16 protein-coding genes and 1 tRNA gene are annotated in these 14,892 nt (G+C 37.5%); 4 read left to right on the top strand and 13 right to left on the bottom strand.

Features of this window, described 5'->3' with window-relative positions:
• Positions 1–80: 80 nt before the first annotated feature.
• Positions 81–653, bottom strand: coding sequence for a TetR/AcrR family transcriptional regulator (locus AB3I20_RS03350; RefSeq protein WP_368026934.1), 573 nt, complete (start codon positions 651–653; stop codon positions 81–83).
• A gap of 260 nt (positions 654–913) precedes the next feature.
• On the opposite strand from AB3I20_RS03350, the gene AB3I20_RS03345 reads away from it, so the two are divergent.
• The gene (locus tag AB3I20_RS03345; protein WP_095803746.1) at positions 914–2,146 is read left to right on the top strand and encodes an aminopeptidase; all 1,233 of its coding nucleotides are present in this window, start codon (positions 914–916) and stop codon (positions 2,144–2,146) included.
• A 300-nt stretch (positions 2,147–2,446) separates the two neighbouring features.
• Here the strand turns inward: AB3I20_RS03345 and AB3I20_RS03340 are convergent.
• Positions 2,447–2,518, bottom strand: a tRNA-Arg gene (locus AB3I20_RS03340).
• 226 nt (positions 2,519–2,744) lie between these two features.
• Between AB3I20_RS03340 and AB3I20_RS03335 the strand changes: the two genes are divergently transcribed.
• Entirely contained in the window at positions 2,745–2,903 is a 159-nt protein-coding gene (locus AB3I20_RS03335) for a hypothetical protein (protein ID WP_197485182.1), read from the top strand.
• Between the two features lie 107 nt (positions 2,904–3,010).
• On the opposite strand, the gene eis is transcribed toward AB3I20_RS03335, so the two are convergent.
• From eis to sfsA, 11 genes are all read right to left on the bottom strand, one after another.
• The gene (gene eis / locus AB3I20_RS03330; protein WP_368026933.1) at positions 3,011–4,192 is read right to left on the bottom strand and encodes an enhanced intracellular survival protein Eis; all 1,182 of its coding nucleotides are present in this window, start codon (positions 4,190–4,192) and stop codon (positions 3,011–3,013) included.
• A gap of 128 nt (positions 4,193–4,320) precedes the next feature.
• Positions 4,321–4,734 (bottom strand): DUF3284 domain-containing protein, encoded by a 414-nt coding sequence (locus AB3I20_RS03325; RefSeq protein WP_067480615.1) that lies wholly within the window; start codon positions 4,732–4,734, stop codon positions 4,321–4,323.
• Positions 4,734–4,913 (bottom strand): DUF3188 domain-containing protein, encoded by a 180-nt coding sequence (locus AB3I20_RS03320; RefSeq protein WP_067480612.1) that lies wholly within the window; start codon positions 4,911–4,913, stop codon positions 4,734–4,736. Before AB3I20_RS03320 ends, AB3I20_RS03325 begins: the two co-directional genes overlap by 1 nt.
• Positions 4,914–4,943: 30 nt before the next feature.
• A complete protein-coding gene (locus AB3I20_RS03315) occupies positions 4,944–5,165 on the bottom strand; it encodes a hypothetical protein (protein ID WP_067480609.1) in 222 nt (73 codons plus the stop codon).
• A 76-nt stretch (positions 5,166–5,241) separates the two neighbouring features.
• Positions 5,242–6,699, bottom strand: coding sequence for a PTS sugar transporter subunit IIC (locus AB3I20_RS03310; protein ID WP_067480606.1), 1,458 nt, complete (start codon positions 6,697–6,699; stop codon positions 5,242–5,244).
• Between the two features lie 141 nt (positions 6,700–6,840).
• Positions 6,841–7,161, bottom strand: a complete 321-nt coding sequence (locus AB3I20_RS03305; RefSeq protein ID WP_067480603.1) for a PTS lactose/cellobiose transporter subunit IIA — start codon at positions 7,159–7,161, stop codon at positions 6,841–6,843.
• Positions 7,162–7,190: 29 nt separating this feature from the next.
• Entirely contained in the window at positions 7,191–7,508 is a 318-nt protein-coding gene (locus tag AB3I20_RS03300; protein WP_067480601.1) for a PTS sugar transporter subunit IIB, read from the bottom strand.
• A gap of 166 nt (positions 7,509–7,674) precedes the next feature.
• Entirely contained in the window at positions 7,675–10,374 is a 2,700-nt protein-coding gene (locus AB3I20_RS03295) for a sigma 54-interacting transcriptional regulator (protein WP_270346152.1), read from the bottom strand.
• 63 nt (positions 10,375–10,437) lie between these two features.
• Positions 10,438–11,718: a DEAD/DEAH box helicase gene (locus tag AB3I20_RS03290; RefSeq protein WP_368026932.1), complete on the bottom strand. Its 1,281-nt coding sequence runs from the start codon at positions 11,716–11,718 to the stop codon at positions 10,438–10,440.
• A complete protein-coding gene (locus AB3I20_RS03285; RefSeq protein WP_067480593.1) occupies positions 11,718–12,731 on the bottom strand; it encodes a Gfo/Idh/MocA family protein in 1,014 nt (337 codons plus the stop codon). Before AB3I20_RS03285 ends, AB3I20_RS03290 begins: the two co-directional genes overlap by 1 nt.
• 18 nt (positions 12,732–12,749) lie before the next feature.
• A complete protein-coding gene (gene sfsA / locus AB3I20_RS03280; RefSeq protein WP_218657882.1) occupies positions 12,750–13,487 on the bottom strand; it encodes a DNA/RNA nuclease SfsA in 738 nt (245 codons plus the stop codon).
• 171 nt (positions 13,488–13,658) lie between these two features.
• Between sfsA and AB3I20_RS03275 the strand changes: the two genes are divergently transcribed.
• Entirely contained in the window at positions 13,659–14,015 is a 357-nt protein-coding gene (locus AB3I20_RS03275) for a DUF4828 domain-containing protein (protein ID WP_218657883.1), read from the top strand.
• A 219-nt stretch (positions 14,016–14,234) separates the two neighbouring features.
• Positions 14,235–14,882 carry a metal-dependent transcriptional regulator gene (locus AB3I20_RS03270; RefSeq protein ID WP_067480584.1) on the top strand — a complete coding sequence of 216 codons (648 nt, stop codon included), beginning with the start codon at positions 14,235–14,237 and terminating at the stop codon, positions 14,880–14,882.
• Positions 14,883–14,892 lie beyond the last annotated feature (10 nt).

Raw genomic sequence — 14,892 nt, 5'->3', positions numbered from 1 at the left:
TAGGCTTCTTTTGTCCAAGCTCTTTTTCAAAAAATGATTCAACTAGCTTATGTAAAAACAATGTACAGCATAAAGTCACACTAATAATTTACCTTGATTGGTTCTTCCTGTACAAGAATTGCATCGATACTATCTTGAATCAATTTTTCAATTTGAGCATCAGTTGGGTGAATAATTCCTGAAGACATCAATGCAGCAATCCCAGTTGCGACGATCCAAGTACCATTATGAAGTGATTCGATTTGTTCTTTTGATAAATTTGCATATGCAACATCTTGTTTGACTGCATTCGTGAAATAATTATAAGAAAATTCTTGCATCTCTTCCCCTCCACCATACTCTTCCAAGTATAAAGAACGATACAATTTTTTCTCACGATTGGCAAAATGAATGTAATTGTACGCTAAATCAATGATTTTATGCCCTGTGTGTTCAACTGGAAAAACTTCATTGCTTAGATAACTATAAATTTGTTCAAATAACTCTGTTTTTAAATCATCCATATTTTTGAATTCCAAATAAATTGGCTGTGTCGAACATTTCATTTTACTGGCAATATTTCTTGCAGTAAATCTTGAAAAACCCTCTGTAGCAACCACTTCATACGCAGCAGCTAAAATCTGCTCTCTGGTAATCGTCTTTTTTCTTGCCATAATTTTTTAATCTCCTCAAAAATTATTTATAACGCTTCCACCTATAGGTTATTTTAATTGTAACACGTTTTTTTTGATATGCAAAATTTGTTTTTTTACTCTTCGTCCACCCTTTTATCACAGGAATACTCTTGGTTTCCGTTTTTATAAAAATCATAAAATCCAACATATCCATTCCTTATTTACTAATTGTTTCTACTATTAATAAATGTTATCATATTACTGGTTATTAAATCAAATAATGAGGGGGAGTAATATACATGTTAGCAAATTTTAATAAATACCTTGAGAAATATGCACGTCTAATCACTGAAACTGGTGTCAATGTTTCAGCAGGACAAACCGTTGTTCTACAAATCAGCGTTGACCAAGCACCATTAGCACGTCTGATTACACAGGAAGCCTACCAATTAGGAGCTGCGGAAGTCATCGTACAATGGACAGACGATACTATTCAAAAAGAATTTTTAACTCATGCTGCAACAGACCGTATCGAAAATGTCCCACAATACAAAATCGACCAAACAAATGACTGGGTAGAAAAAGGGGCTAGTCGAATTAGCGTTGTTTCTGCTGACCCGGATTCTCTAGCTGGTGTTGATGGCGATCGTGTAGCGAGTTATCAAAGCGCTGTTGGTAAAGCAATGATCAATTTACGTAAAGCAACTCAAGCAAACAAAGTAAGTTGGACAGTCGTCGCTGCTGCTGGCAAACAATGGGCAGCCAAAGTGTTTCCTGATTTACCTGAGTCCGAACAAGTCGATGCACTTTGGGACGAAATTTTCAAAACTACTCGCATTTATGAAGAAGATCCTGTACGCGCATGGAAAAATCACGATGAAAAATTAGCGAAAAAAGCAAATGAATTAAATCAAGAACAATTTACTGCTTTACACTATACCGCACCAGGAACTGACTTAATTATTGGTCTACCGAAAAACCATTTATGGGAAGGTGCTGGCAGCTTGAACGCACGCAACGAAAAATTCATGGCAAACATGCCTACTGAAGAAGTTTTCACAGCTCCTGACAGTCGTCGTGTAGATGGATTTATTTCTAGCACGAAACCTTTAAGCTATGCTGGAACAATCATCGAAGGAATGAAATTTACCTTCAAAGATGGAAAAGTGATTGACTTCTCTGCTGAAAAAGGCGAAGAAGTTTTAGCAAAACTATTAGACACAGATGAAGGCGCACGTCATTTAGGTGAAGTTGCTCTTGTTCCAGATCCGTCACCCATTTCCCAATCTGGTATTATTTTCTTCAACACTTTATTTGATGAAAATGCTTCAAATCACTTGGCACTTGGTTCGGCTTACGCATTCAGCTTAAAAGGCGGAACAGAAATGACCGAAGAACAACTAGCTGATGCTGGCTTGAACCGTAGCCAAACCCACGTAGACTTCATGGTTGGTTCTAATCAAATGGATATAGACGGTATTCGCGAAGATGGTTCAACTGTTCCAATCTTTAGAAATGGTGATTGGGCATAGCTTTTTTCTAACCAAGGTATTTATCTGATAAAAAGAACCCTCTACGACACGGCGTGGAGGGTTCTTTACTGACTTGATGGGTATGCTTTCAAAACCCAGGTGCAATGCAGCAGATTTCAGTAATTATTTTAACAATTAAAAATGATTTTTTTATTCAGATTTCTCAAAAAATTGAGAAAACTACACTCTCTCTACGAATAAAAAACTTGTTTGGCACAAATTGGGGACCAAAAGTAAACAAAAAGCCTCTAAAACTAACTTTTAGAAGTAAGTTTTAGAGGCTAACTTTTTAAGCCATTACGTTCCCTGCCGGAATCGAACCAGCAACTAATCCTTAGGAGGGATTTGTTATATCCATTTAACTAAGGGAACTTTTTAACAATTAATTGAAACATAAAGAAACATAAAAACTACTTTGAACAATTTAAGTCCAACAGAATTATTGTAGCTGTTTTGTTTTTTTCTTGCAAGCCTTCCCCTGACAAAAAACGAAGTATTTCTTACGTTTTTTCTTCTCAAAGCAAACTATTCGCAATCTTCTACTCGCTGATGCTACACTTAGAGTATGAATAAGTCTTATGCTTAGGAGGAATATTTGATGACAGAAAAGCCGAAAGAAAAAATCTATGCTGAACGTTTCGATGCCTCAAAGAAAGATCGGGAAAAAATTTCAAAAGCTGCTATCCAGGAACATAAAGAAGATCATCCTCAACCGCCAAATAAAAAATTCAAGTTTAAGAAAAAACCCACTCAGTAGGAACTGATTGTGTCCGTGATAAAACACGGACGAAAAAATTTTATGAACAAATAAACGTTTAAAAAAAGAGTCAGGCAAAGTGCATCGCATTTTGTCTGACCCTTTTTTTAGAAATAATCGTTTAAAACAGGTTTTTGATCTGGAATCAGTTCCGCCAATTTTTCAACTAACGCTTCTGAACAAATCAATTTTTCTTGGAAAACCAATTCTTGAACTTTTTTATAACCCATAAATAATTGCGTTAAACTTTGGATTGTCCCACTAACTCTTGGCAACATAGAGTCTGTTACGGGATTGACACGAACTTCACCGTCAACTAGGACCACTTCAAAGATACCTTCATTCCAACTTGCGTAAGCATCTTCTGTTACTTCAACAGCAAAAACCACTTGTGTTTTTGGAAATGGATAAGCAGCTAAAAATTTAGCTAAGTCAACGATTCTTGCCATCATATCTGGTGTGATTGTTGTTTTTGCAAAAGGATTGGCAAGTAGTGTATTCAGATTATTGCCAGCGTAGCCACAAGCAAATGCAAATGTTTCAAATGCCCCACTGTGTGAACCAACAAAGCGAGCAAGCGCCTGAAACGCAGTGTGTGTCAAATAGCCCCATTCTACAATGGTAAATGTTGGTGTATCCAAACGATAAACTAAATAACCTGCTACTGCACCAGCTTCATCATAATACAATGCAAACTGATGTCCTTTCTTTTGGCGGAATTTAAAATCAATCCACCAAGCTTCCCGTGCAACTGCACCACGTTGATTGTCAGCCATTTTAGGATAAATTTTTGCTATTGCTTCTTGTGCCTGGTCAAACGAAGTCCGAACCATCTTTCCCGGTACTTTTTTGACTGCGGGGAAATCACGACTAGCTAATTCATAATGAACTTTTTCAAATAACAGTTCATAGCCATAACGACGATAAAAAGGATAAGAAAATGGTGCTAAATAAGACAATGTCACATCTCTTTCTCGACAATCAGTAAGGATTTGTTCCATGATTTGATTGATACCACCTTGCCCTCTTGCCTCCGGATACGAAGCAACATAACCAATTCCAGCCATCAACAGTTCTTTCCCATGAAAAGCAACCGGAAACGGTGTAGCCATTACTTGGCTCATCAATTGTTCTTCTTCATTGAAAAAACCATAATTCCATGAGTGTTCTGCGATGGTTTGAAATCGTTCCCGCCGTTCAAACGTATCTTCAAAATTAAATGCGTAAGCAGCTAAATCAAACATCTCGTCGATTTGTGCACTGCCTAATTCCTTGACCTTTTTATTCATTCTTGCTACTCCTCCTACACAAAAAACTGATTGATAACTCGCTTGAAGTTTGGTTACTTGCAAACTCCAATCCACGCTCAATCAGTTCATTTACAACTTGCTTTTTCTTTTTGTCATGTAATGATAACCTAATACGTTTCTTCAATCATCGTCAACATTTTTTTGAATTGGCGACGTTTGAAATACATCAAGATTGTGCCCAAAACCATATCATTCAATTTTTGTAATACGCCATGCGAAGTCATTTGTTCCGTATAACGGATTTCACATGAGGAATCATCGATTGGTTTGATTTGATAGTGAACAACAAAATCATTTTTGGTCGTTGATGTCCGAAATTTATAAGATTGATTTTCGATAACTTCCTCGATTTTGATTCGAGCACGGCTTGATTTAGAAAATACTTTTACATATTCAAAGTTATTTAGCTGTTTACGTGTGATGCTTTTCCCTGTTGCTTTACGCACATCAAAAAGAACAGAGTCCATAACTTTATCGTAAAAGAACGATGCCGGAATATTCAATTTTTTTGTAAGTTCCATTAGTTATTTTTCTCCTTTACTTCTTTTTTCTTTCCTTTTTTAAAGAAATAGATACCTAAACCTAACAAAAACAAGCCCGTAACCATACTATATAAATCATAACTTTGGGTATTGGGGTTTAGACTATACAATAACACTAAAGAGCCAATACTACATAAAAATAAGCCATTTTTTATCATTTAAACCATCCTATCTTTCAAACACTTTTATTATACTGCAGTTGCTTGGAAATATAAAACTGTGCCCCAAGGTTGCGCTTTGATTAGTTCTTTTGCCTTTTTAGCGGCTACTTCTGGATCACTTGCTGTTGTTTCAAACATTAGCTTAATCCCTTGTTTTTCTTTAAATTGGAAGCTAATTCCATCTTCGTTAAATCCTTCTAAAAGTTCTTTGATAGCATCTTGCTGCATTGCACTTGCGATTGTAATCATTGATTTGTCCTCCTAATATTTACAAAAAAGACTGCCTCCACCTCACTGGAAGCGTCAGCAGTCTATCTTTAGTTAATTATTGTTCCCCAGCATTAGGGTCCATTTTGTTTGCTGCAATAACAAATGGTGCCCAGATTAAGAAGGTCACGACCATACATACTAAGGTTACGATTGGCGCACGCCAGTCTGCCCCTGTTGCTAAGAATGATAGTAAGAATGGCGGTACAACCCATGTTACTTGTTGCGATACCGGTGCGACCAGACCTAGGTAAGTTGCTACCCAACCAATTGCTGTCGCAACAACTGGCGCAATCAAGAAAGGAATGAACATGATTGCGTTCAATACGATTGGTAAACCAAACATTACTGGTTCATTGATATTGAAAAGACCAGGTCCAATTGACAGTTTTGCAACTGTTAGATAATCCGCACGTTTTGAGAAAATCAAGATAGCAATCAAGAGAACGATTGTCCCACCTGAACCACCAAACCAAGCGAACGCATCAAATGAACCACGAACCCACATGTAAGCTTTGCCGTCTTCAATAGCATCTAAAACAGCTGGTGTACCTGTTTTTCCATTGTAACCTTTTTGGAAAATATCGATATTGATCAATTGTGCTTGTCCCCAGATACCTTCTAGCACTGGTGCCAATACGTTTGGACCATGAATCCCAAAGAACCAGAAAATTTGCACAAAGACTGTAACGATTAATACAGCGCCGATCCCTTGTGATAAACCAAGGAATGGTTCAGCAATGTATTTTTGAACTAAGTCAATAATCAATTGACCATCAGTGAAACGTCCGACAACATAGTTAATAATTGCAATTACATATAAAGCGATTGTTGCTGGCAAAATAGCTGCGAATGCTTTAGAAACTGCCGGTGGTACTGAATCAGGCATTTTGATTGTAATGTCAGCTAACATCAATTTACAGAAAATAATAACAGAAATGGCACCCATAATCATAACAGTGAAGTAAGCATTTCCATTTAGGTGATTTAAATTCAACCAACCCCATAAACCAACAGATAATGTACCATCTGCTACAGTCGCACCAACACCACTATTGTTGATTGCTTCTGCTACATTTGCTGGAACATCCACATTTAGCGCTGCTGAAAGAGAAGGACCAAACGCGATCCCTTGAATCAACGTTGCTAAACCTACGATACCACCTGCTAGGTCATTTACACCATAAGCTCGTGCTAAGTTATAGCCCCAAGAAAAGGCAAAAATCAAACCTGCGATAGCTAGTGTTCCGTTCCAAACAAAGCCGTTGATACCAATAATAACATTTAATACTGCAAAGAAACCTTTGTCTGCTGCCAAACTATCTGCATAAGTACTAATAAATTGCTGTGGCAAATCACGAATGATTGCATTGATCATTACAGCAACAGACCCTGCCATCGTTGCAGGCATTGTACCGATAAAAGCGTCACGTAAAGCAACTAAGTGCTTCTGCGCGCCAATTTTAGCGGCAACCGGTAGGATGTGTTTCTCCATCCAAGCTGTTAATCCGTTCATTTTATTGTTCCTCCTATAAGTTTATTTATACAAAGAGTTGCCTCCCTATACCAAGTTAAAAAATCCGTTCAAAATTTTTTTCTTCTTCCGTTCAAAAAAGAAGGTGTTGGCGTATAACTTCTCCCGTTCAAAAAAGAAGTATTACTCATTTCCTAAGCGACGATAAATATCAATAATTTCTTTTGCTAAATCTGTAAACGCAATCGAAGTCATCAAGTGATCTTGGCTATGAACCGTTAATAAAGTCACTTGTACATGATTTCCTTGTGCTTCTTGTGTTAGCATTTCTGTTTGTGAATGATGTGCTTGGACTAGTGATTCCTCAGCATCTGCGATTTTTTGATCTGCTAAGGTAAAGTCACCTTGTTTCGCTGCCGCGATTGCTTCCATCGCATCACTTTTTGCGTTACCACCATACATAATCAAACCCATGATGGCTTCTAAATTTTGTTGATCTTCCACGTTTGTCTTCCTCCAAATTTCTTAATCAGTTATTTCATTAAACTTTCTGCTTGTTCAAGTACTTTTGCACCATTCATCATGCCATAGTCTTGCATGTTGATTACATCTAAAGGAATACCTTTTGGCGCTAATTTCTGTTCAAATTGGGATTTCATGAAGCGGACTTGAGGTCCTAATAAGAGTACGTCTACATTTTTTGCTTCCAAATTGTTGTCTGCATCTGAAGCTGAAACTGCAAAGATATCTGCATCGATTCCTTTTTCTTCAGCTGCTTTTTGCATTTTTGTTACAAGTAGGCTTGTGCTCATTCCAGCGGAACAAACTAACATGATCGTTTTTTTCACCATTTTCTCCACTCCCTCTAATTTGTTTTACACTTTATTATAATGCAAGAAGCGTGCCAATAAAAAAAAAGGCTAAAATAGCGTTTTCACGCCTTTTACCCTTCAAAAACAGTGCGCACACTATTGGTTTTGTGTGCAAAACAACGATTAGTGTGCTGTACTGTATACTCTATTCATTTTTAATCTTATTTTCCAGAAACATCTGTGTAAGATACGCAATCTCATCTTCCGAGATTTTGATTTGATACTTTCTTTCTAACGGCATTAAATTTGTACGAACCATATCCATCTCAAGTCGATATTTCTTAGCAAATTCTGGCAGTTGTTTAAAGACACGGCTCTCTTCATTTTTGATAAGAGCGTCAATCATAAATGCTAAATGAATCAAGATTCCTGCATCGACTCCTGGCTCCACGATGATTGAAATATCTGTTTGAACTTGTTGAACTACCCTTTGTAAGGAATAAATCAGTTCATCGATTGCCGGAATGGCTGATAACGAGTCTTTTAAAGAATAGACAATCTTATCAATTGGGATTTCATCGTCAGCCATTCGTTTCAATGTGTTCAACTTCTCATCATTGAAAATATCATATGCTGAAAAGAACGGGATATTTTGATAATCCACATCCACCGTCCCAGCAATTGCTTTAATCTCGTATTCTTCTAAAAGAGCATCAATATGTTTTTTGAAGGACTCTCTTTCTAAAAATTGCATTTGGATCAACTCAACTTTTTGTTGATTGATAACTGGTGCAATCCGTTGGTAAAGCTTCGCGGCTACGCCCTCACCAGTAAAGCAAGTCACGATAACTGCTTTTTTACGTTGATTATCTGCCACATCACCCAACTTGAATTGGTCACGAACAATTGATTCAAAGGATAACTGGATATTTTGATAAATATCTTCTAAACTTCTTCCCACATTCGCCATTCGGATTGCTTCAATCACAATCATCGTACTTGTCATCGTAATTGCTTTTGTCCGAACACCGGTCTCTTCATAAATCAAATTACTAAATGTGTTTAAGGAACCCATATCAGTTAATAACAGTAATCCATTGCTTAGTTGTGCTTGACGAGCTTTCACGTAAGCTAAGACTTCTTCGTACATCGTTTGCACTTCCATAGCAAGCGGCATGTTAAAGGCTGCCCCGATTTTAGTTCCAAGAAGTTCCTGCGCCATCTCCAACATACTGGAAGCCGTTTGGCGCCCATGCATCAACACAAGGACATCGACATTATTTTCTTTGACCCGCTCGCTCTCACCTAAATTGATTGATAAAAACATACTGATGAAGCCTATCTCATCAAACGGAATCTCAACTTCGCATTCGTCTTCAATAATAGTAGACAAATCAATTGCGACTTGAAATTCTTTCTTAAAGTGCTTACGGATATTATTCAAATCCGGATGAACAATCATGTGTCCATCACGTACGCGATCCAATGTACTTTGTAAATGTAAAGCAAAAGCAAACCGTGCTTTTTCATTATAAATCCGATCCAATCGTTCTTCTGCCACATCATATAATTGGTTCGTCAACTGCCAGATATCATCTGGCAACAAATCCTTAGGAATATTACTTTGCGTTAGCTCTTCGACATAGGTTTCAAAGTATTCATCGACATCTTTTGAAATCAGCGCTTCTAAATCGATACTTTCCACACCAGTTTCAGCCAAACTAGCTACTTTTTCTTCAATGTCATTATAAACTTGCATATTACGTTCAGGATCTTGTGACCAAACAACATCTGCCAATCCTGGCTCAAAGGTCAAGTATTGGCTTTTACTTTCGATAAAATGATCTAAGCGCTCTGGAAGTTCCTTGATTTTTAATAAGCCTTTTTGAACTTGTAACGAAAGTTCTTCTTTACGAATAATCAACTTTTGTTCATTATGCGTGCGGTAATGCAGAAATGATTTGGCACAAACTAATTTTAAATCACGTTTCACTTGACCGATATTTCCTTCTGCATCATAGAGCATAAATGCTAAAATCGCTTCTCGTTCAATGTCGATGCGTTGATTCAATCGATTAGCCTCTTGTTTAATGAAGAGCGAAATAATTTCATACCGTTCATCCAATGAACGTGAAGCTAAGTTTGGCAATGTAATTGCCATCGGAATACGACGATTAAACGTCGTCAAGAAACTTTCAGAAGACTCCGTCGTAGCACCTATAATTTGCACAGCTGCTTCATGAACTTGCGCACTTTCACCTAATGGTCGATAGATTCCTTTATCAATAAAAGTAAACAACATTTCTTGACCTTCAGGTGGAAGTCGATGGATTTCGTCAAGGAACAAAATTCCGCCATCTGCTTTTGCAATTAACCCTGGGCTGTCTTCTGCAGCTCCCGTGTAGGCGCCTTTTTTGATCCCAAAAATGTGTCCAAACAGCAATTGAGGATTCTGTGCATAATCAGCACAGTTAAATGAAACAAACGGTGCATCAGGTGCCAAAGTTTCAGAGTCCATCGCAAAATGATACATACATTCTGCAAACATAGATTTCCCTGTACCTGTTTCCCCAAAAATAATTGTATGTAAGCCTCTTGGTGGATAGAGAATCGCTGCTTTTGCTTGTTGGATACTCACTTTTAGCGATTCGTTTTCTCCTACTAATGTTTCAAAGGTTACTTGTGTTGATGAATCAACATGGACTTCTTCTTTTGCTTCTTTGGACATAGAATAAACCACCGGACGACCAGCGGTTTTCATGATTTGTCGCTCTTTATATAGATCACTTAAATAACGGCTTGCATTACTTCGATCAATGTGAAGATGTTTAGCTACGTCACTTGCAGTTAAGCCGTGTTGATTGATTGTTAATAAATGGATGATTTCTTTCTGGCGAGCATTCATACAAACCCTCCTTTAGTGAGTTTTCATTGATGCCGTTTTCAACATAATAACACAAAAAGGCGCTTATTTGCGCCTTGCTCCTTTATTTTTTTGCTTTTTTGTTTTCTTCTTGTTCTTGTTTTTTTTGTTGATTTTTTCTGTTTCAGGAAGCATTTTTGTGTGTTTTGCTACTGTTGGATTCACCTTTTTTAGTGGACGTTCTGTTTTTTCTTCTTTTTCAGCAGGCTCATGATGTAACATCCCACCATACAAATAGATTTCGGTCATCGTGATGTTTGCTTCACGCGCGATTTTCTTCATATCTCTTAGCTGATTGTCTTGAACCAAAGTAATGACCGTACCAGCATTTCCCATTCGACCTGTACGACCTGAACGGTGAAGATATGTTTCGACATTGAAGGGGACTTCCGCGTTGATAACATAAGGTAGTTTAGCAATATCTAAGCCACGAGCAGCCACATCTGTTGTCAATAAGGCTGTTGTTTTACCTGCCTTGAAATAATCCAATGCTGCTTTTCGAAGTAGTTTATTTTGATCTGAAGCCAAACTTCCCACCGTTACACCACGGAATGTTAGTTTTTCTTCCATCAGACCCAATTCACTTAGCTGGTTAAAGAACACTAATCCTTGAAAACCAGCTACATGCATCAAACGACGCAAATAATCATCTTTTTTACGTGCGGGAACACGTAAAAAGTAATGTTGCAGTCCCTTTCTTGACTCGTCTTCTTTGGAAACATCTACCACTTGAAGCTGTTTCCCACTAATCTCTTCAAACATTTCCAACAAACGATCTGCCGTAGCAGAAAAGAAAGCTAATTGATAATCAACTGGTGCTTGATGCAAGATTTGTTTCACTAATTGAACACTACTTTCATCAAATAACTGATCTGCTTCATCAAATACCATTGTTTGGATTTGGTGTGCTTTCAGTTTCTTCCCCTTCATCAATTCTAAAACGCGCCCGGGTGTTCCTACCAAGATTTCTGGTTTTTTCTTCAGCCCTTCGACTTGTCGTTTCACATTGGCACCGCCAAGTAACGATTGAACTTTTAAATCAACTAAAGCTGCCCATGTACGAGCAACTTCCGTTACTTGGATTGCCAGTTCCTGCGATGAAGTCAAAATCAGTAAACTGCTACCAGCTTGTGGTTGAACATTGAGTAGTAACGGCCAAAGATAGGCTAACGTTTTGCCAGAACCCGTTGGGGAGATTGCTACTAAGCTTTCTTTCTCACGTAATTTTTGAAAAACAGCTTGCTGAATCAAAGAAGGTTCTTCAAATCCTTGACTCGTCCATTTTTCTTGCCATTTTTCAGGAAATGCTTGTATAAATTCATTCATTAAATTTCTTCCTCATTATCTGCATCAAAAGTGATGCCTCCATTTTTTCTTAAATCGTAAACGACTTGGTTCACATTTCGTGCTAATTCGACCCATTCTTCATACAATAAGCCCCATGCACGATCTTCGCGATGATTGAGTACATTCGCAAAGTCTGCCGCTTCTTCCACCATTGGATTTTCTGCGACTTGGATTGCTAAATCCACGATTTCCTGTTGATTTCGATCATGGAACTCCGCCTTTTCAATCGCATTCACCCCATTTAAAACTAAGGTTCCTGAATCAAAATAAATTTCAGAAGGCATAAAGGAATCGCCAATTTTTCCGGGTTGAATTGCAACATCAAAGGAATCATAGCGTAAAATCCCCCAGCCAAGACCATCGACTCCAGTCGAAATTTTTCTTGAAAAATAGTGGACTTCTTTTGGCATACCAAACCAAGCAACTGCCGCATAAACTAAATAAACACCTAAATCCATCATTGCCCCACCAGAAAAATGAGGAGAGAAAATATTTGGTTCTTCACCATCTAGGACTTGGTCATATCGAGAAGAATACTTCATATAACTAAAGTTCGCACCAATGATTTCGTCTTTTGAAGGTAAGTGATCTGTAACTTTTTTAAAGCCTTTTTCATGAATATTACGAGCGGCTTCAAAGAAGTACACTTTTTGTTCATTCGCTAGATGAATGATTTCATCCATTTCTTTTGGTGTTGAGAATGCAGGTTTTTCAACGATTACATTCTTACCAGCTAAAATAGCTTGTTTTGCCTGTTCAAAATGAAGACTGTTTGGCGAAGCAATATAAACGGTATCCATATGGGCAATTCCAAAGAATGTTACTAAGTCTGTCGCAAACTCAATATCACCCGAGTATTTTTCGCCAAATGCTTGCGCTTTTTCCAGTTTTCTTGAATAAACTGCTGTTAGTTCATATTTTTTTGTACTTAAAGCTGCTTCAACAAATTGATGTGTGATCCAATTTGTTCCAATAATACCTAAATGAATCATTTTCTCGTCCTCTTTTCTTTAATTATTTTCATTCACTGGATTTTTAAACGGTGCATCCAGATCAAAAGGAATTCTTTGCTTTAATCGTACACTATCCGCGTTCACCAAACAATTATACGTAAGAACTTGGACGCCTTCTATTTGAGCTGCTCGAATAGCCAGTGCAAATTCTGGTTGCATCTCTTGATGAATCGTAGAGACTGTTAATTGTTCAAATTGAGCAATAAACAAAACATATGTCAAGTACCCTTCTTTGTGTGCGTCTACTAATTCCAAAATATGTTTTAGCCCTCGCGTCGTTGGCGCATCCGGAAATGCTCCGACAGCTAAATTTTCTAACGTCATTCCTTTGACTTCCACAAAAATTTTTTGATTCGTTGAAGTTTCCAAATAGATATCAAATTTTGAATGATGATACACAACTTCACGTTTCAAAAAAGTAATTTCCCCCATCAGCTCAGGCAACTGGATTTTCCCATTTAAAATTCCTTCAGCAGCTAACTGATTAGGCAATTGGCTATCAATGTTGAACCAAGCGTCTTTTTTCTTAACTGCAATTAAATCATAATCTGTTTTTCTTTTAGGACTTGGCGTGTAAGTCACTGCAACTTGCGCACCTGGAAGAAACACTTCTCTTCCGCGTCCTGTATTCTTGACATGAGCAGTGATGACCTCGCCGTCTGTTTTTTGACAATAGGCAATAAAACGATTGGGTCGTTCAAGAAAAGAGACGACCTCGACTTGCTGATAATCCACTTGTTGTCACCTATCTTTCTATTTAGTATCCTATCATAATTTTACTAAAAACACTTGAAAAACCAGTCGAAAGTCTTAGAGAATTTTTATCCTTTTTTCGGTAGAATGAATGTAAGCATAAAAATGACTACGAACTTTCCCCGTTTAATTTAGTTAAGAAGGAGCGATTCGATGAAAAAAAGAATTTCGTATCTGATTGGCATGTCGTTATTGACCTTGCTCGGTGGGGTCGCTGTTCAAAAAAGGCAACAAAAAAAGCAAGAAAAAGCAAGTGATGTTACAACTTATGTTCGCACCTGGTATTTTCAAGATCACCTTCAGCAAAAGCATCAACTAACTGTTCTTCCTGAATACACGTTAGTTTTAGATCAGCAACCAATCCAAGCAACCTTAATCGAATTAAATGCTCAAAAATTTGTTGTTCGTGATCAATATGGTTACCATCTCGTATTGACGAACCAATCGCCGATGACATTTTATGATGAAGCTGAAGATATCTCATATGTTTTGAGCAAAAAAGAGCAATAATTTATTTCAATTTTCTTGTCACAAAAATAACCTAGAAAATCACTTCAAACAATTCAATTGATTCCGGTAAATAATCCAGCTGACCAATTTGTGTCAGCTGTTTTTGTTTGTGAAGAGCGAACAAAAATTCCTCATTTTTTCATTTAGAAAAATAGTCATTTTCATTTTTTTTTGTTACACTTACTATTGATGGTTTTTACCATGAAAGGATGATCGAACATGACACCAAATCGAGAGGATTACTTAAAAATCATTTTAGAGTTGGGTGGCGATACAACCAAAGTTAACAATAAACAAATCGTATCCAGCCTGGATGTCTCGCCGGCGTCCGTTAGTGAAATGATTTCAAAACTTGTGAAAGAGCAATTAGTTGAACATTCACCCTACCAAGGCGTACAATTAACGACCGCGGGACTTTATAAAGCTAGTAGCTTGATTCGCAAACATCGTTTATGGGAAGTTTTTTTAGTTGAACATTTAGATTATCGTTGGAATGAAGTACATGATGACGCTGAAGTCTTAGAACATGTTACGTCAGAACAACTTGCAGATCGTTTAGAAAACTATTTGAATCATCCTAAGCATTGCCCTCACGGCGGCATTATCCCACAAAAAGAACAAGTTGTTCATGAAGAGCGCCGCCAAACATTAGAATCTTATCCACTTGGCACACACATTCGGATTGCTCGCGTACTAGATGAAAAAGAACTACTCGACTACCTTGTAACCATTGATCTAAATATTGATGAAGAATATGAAATCATTGATATCGCAGCTTACGAAGGCCCGATTACGATAAAGAACGAAACCAAACAAATTTCCGTCAGCTTCAAGGCGGCTAGTACCATTTTTGTTGATAAACTATAAAGGAGGACAT

The organism is Enterococcus sp. C50 (assembly GCF_040887505.1).
Classification (GTDB): Bacteria; Bacillota; Bacilli; order Lactobacillales; family Enterococcaceae; genus Enterococcus_B; species Enterococcus_B thailandicus.
This window is presented reverse-complemented; position numbering and strand designations above follow the sequence as displayed.

Excerpts from the sequence above, each read along its gene's own strand:
- AB3I20_RS03300 (WP_067480601.1), bottom strand. The coding sequence starts at position 7,508 with ATGGTGAAAAAAACGATCATGTTAGTTTGTTCCGCTGGAATGAGCACA.
- AB3I20_RS03270 (WP_067480584.1), top strand. The coding sequence starts at position 14,235 with ATGACACCAAATCGAGAGGATTACTTAAAAATCATTTTAGAGTTGGGT.
- AB3I20_RS03335 (WP_197485182.1), top strand. The coding sequence starts at position 2,745 with ATGACAGAAAAGCCGAAAGAAAAAATCTATGCTGAACGTTTCGATGCC.
- AB3I20_RS03290 (WP_368026932.1), bottom strand. The coding sequence starts at position 11,718 with ATGAATGAATTTATACAAGCATTTCCTGAAAAATGGCAAGAAAAATGG.
- AB3I20_RS03275 (WP_218657883.1), top strand. The coding sequence starts at position 13,659 with ATGAAAAAAAGAATTTCGTATCTGATTGGCATGTCGTTATTGACCTTG.
- AB3I20_RS03315 (WP_067480609.1), bottom strand. The coding sequence starts at position 5,165 with ATGATTACAATCGCAAGTGCAATGCAGCAAGATGCTATCAAAGAACTT.
- AB3I20_RS03325 (WP_067480615.1), bottom strand. The coding sequence starts at position 4,734 with ATGGAACTTACAAAAAAATTGAATATTCCGGCATCGTTCTTTTACGAT.
- AB3I20_RS03320 (WP_067480612.1), bottom strand. The coding sequence starts at position 4,913 with ATGATAAAAAATGGCTTATTTTTATGTAGTATTGGCTCTTTAGTGTTA.
- eis (WP_368026933.1), bottom strand. The coding sequence starts at position 4,192 with ATGAATAAAAAGGTCAAGGAATTAGGCAGTGCACAAATCGACGAGATG.
- AB3I20_RS03295 (WP_270346152.1), bottom strand. The coding sequence starts at position 10,374 with ATGAATGCTCGCCAGAAAGAAATCATCCATTTATTAACAATCAATCAA.
- AB3I20_RS03345 (WP_095803746.1), top strand. The coding sequence starts at position 914 with ATGTTAGCAAATTTTAATAAATACCTTGAGAAATATGCACGTCTAATC.
- AB3I20_RS03285 (WP_067480593.1), bottom strand. The coding sequence starts at position 12,731 with ATGATTCATTTAGGTATTATTGGAACAAATTGGATCACACATCAATTT.
- AB3I20_RS03350 (WP_368026934.1), bottom strand. The coding sequence starts at position 653 with ATGGCAAGAAAAAAGACGATTACCAGAGAGCAGATTTTAGCTGCTGCG.
- AB3I20_RS03310 (WP_067480606.1), bottom strand. The coding sequence starts at position 6,699 with ATGAACGGATTAACAGCTTGGATGGAGAAACACATCCTACCGGTTGCC.